The organism is Synechococcus sp. R55.7, from assembly GCF_047461955.1.
Taxonomy (GTDB): domain Bacteria; phylum Cyanobacteriota; class Cyanobacteriia; order Thermostichales; family Thermostichaceae; genus Thermostichus.
In genome coordinates, this window is the sequence record NZ_JANSIC010000058.1 from 3,190 (window position 1) to 4,845 (window position 1,656).

Annotated in this window: 3 protein-coding genes; 1 reads left to right on the top strand and 2 read right to left on the bottom strand. The window is 59.1% G+C overall.

The genetic code is table 11. The features are described from left to right. Positions 1-1,049: hemolysin family protein (locus NW820_RS04690; protein WP_414406820.1), on the top strand; the 1,049-nt coding region annotated here is incomplete at its 5' end. 35 nt (positions 1,050-1,084) lie between these two features. Here the strand turns inward: NW820_RS04690 and NW820_RS04695 are convergent. Both NW820_RS04695 and NW820_RS04700 read right to left on the bottom strand, forming a co-directional pair. Continuing rightward, positions 1,085-1,402, bottom strand: coding sequence for a hypothetical protein (locus NW820_RS04695; RefSeq protein ID WP_011433986.1), 318 nt, complete (start codon positions 1,400-1,402; stop codon positions 1,085-1,087). A 15-nt stretch (positions 1,403-1,417) separates the two neighbouring features. Continuing rightward, positions 1,418-1,656 (bottom strand): DUF4126 domain-containing protein (locus tag NW820_RS04700; protein ID WP_414406821.1); only part of this gene is annotated, 239 nt, incomplete at its 5' end.

The window sequence follows — 1,656 nt, forward strand, 5'->3', positions numbered from 1 at the left end:
AACGGAGCGCTATGGTTAATGTCTTTCTCTTGGCCTTTCTGCTGCTTCTCTCAGGAGCTTGCTCTGGGGCCGAAACCGCCATCACGGCCATGGACAACCTGCGCCTGGAATCTCTGATCGAAGAACAAGGGGATCCACAGGGCTTGTATCGACTGGCCCAACAACAGCGCTCGCGGCTGATCACCACCCTGTTGCTGGTGAACAACTTTGTCAACATCGGCATTGCCGCTTTGGCCACAACCCTCTCCATTGAACTGTTGGGAACCCAGATTGGAGCTTTGGCCGCCACCGTGCCCACCACAATTGTGGTGCTCCTCTTTGGAGAAGTAGCCCCAAAGTCTTTAGCGGTGAGCCATCCGCTAGGGGTGTTCCGCTGGGTGGTGCGGCCTGTTCATGTCCTATCGGTGCTGTTGCGCCCTTTTAGCGACGCTTTTGAGTGGGTTGTCAGCAGGCTCTTCAATCTATTGGAATTCTCCCCCCTAACGGCCACCGCTTCTCTCAAGGATTTGGAGCTGCTGATCGATGTGTTGGGGCAGCGGGGGCTGCTGGATTGGCAAAAACGGCGGCTGTTCCGTGGGGCCTTGGCTTTGGACTTGCTGCAGGCGCGGGACGTGGCCAAGCCCAGAGTTAAAATGGAGACCATCTCCCACGACAAAACACTGCAGGATGTGGTGAAGCTCTGTTTGGAAACGGGCTACTCGCGCATCCCCGTGCAGGGAGAATCCAAGGACGAGATCGTCGGCATTATCCACCTCAAGCAAGCCTTGCGCTATCTCGATCAAAAAGGCAATGCCGAAGTGACCCAGGCGATGGCACCGCCTTTTTTTGTGCCGGACACCAAGCGGGTCAGCTTGTTGCTCAAGGAAATGCTGCGCTCTCGCCAACACCTGGGGATTGTGGTGGATGAGTTCGGCGGCACCACCGGCCTGATCACGCTGGAGGACATTTTGGAGGAGCTGGTGGGCGATATTTACGACGAGAGCGATCTCTCCCCCCTGCTGCTGCGGCGGCAGCGGCGACCAGGTGGAGCTTCTACCTCCCCTGGCTGAGAACAGGAGCAAGGGGATCATCCCCTCTCTAAGTCCTAGCTGGCTCTGGAGGGATCCGTCTCCGCGGCTGTTGGGTTTTCGTGCGCGCCGGGAGTGAGCTCCCCAAAGCCGGCCTCGACGGGATAGCGGGCCACAAAAAAGATCCAGAAGCTGTGGATCCCCAACCCCAAAGCCCACCAGCCCAACAGGGGCACCAGCCACGGCCAATCCGCGCGGTACAGTTGCTGAAAAAACACCAGCCCAGACCCGCTACAGAGGAAAACAGACAGGTGGGCGGCATAGGTATAGCGATCATCCAGCTTGCGAAATTCGGGATCCCGACGGGAGGGCTTCCGGGGCCAGCGAGGCGGCATGGCAAAACCATCCAGTTAAAACCTTCTCCAGTGTAGAACAGCCGTCGGCGGGGATCCCTGAGACTTGGGAGCGGCATTTCTGCTGCGGAACCCCAGTTTCAACGCCCGTTTGCCCAGCCAGTACACCAGCAAACCCATCAGCAGCACTGCCAGCCAAGGGGCCAGCACCGCCACCACCGCCAGCAGCAGAGAAGTGACGTTTTCGCCGGTGGCCAACAGCGGGTTGCCCAGCCCCCCTGTGGTGGTGGTAGAGG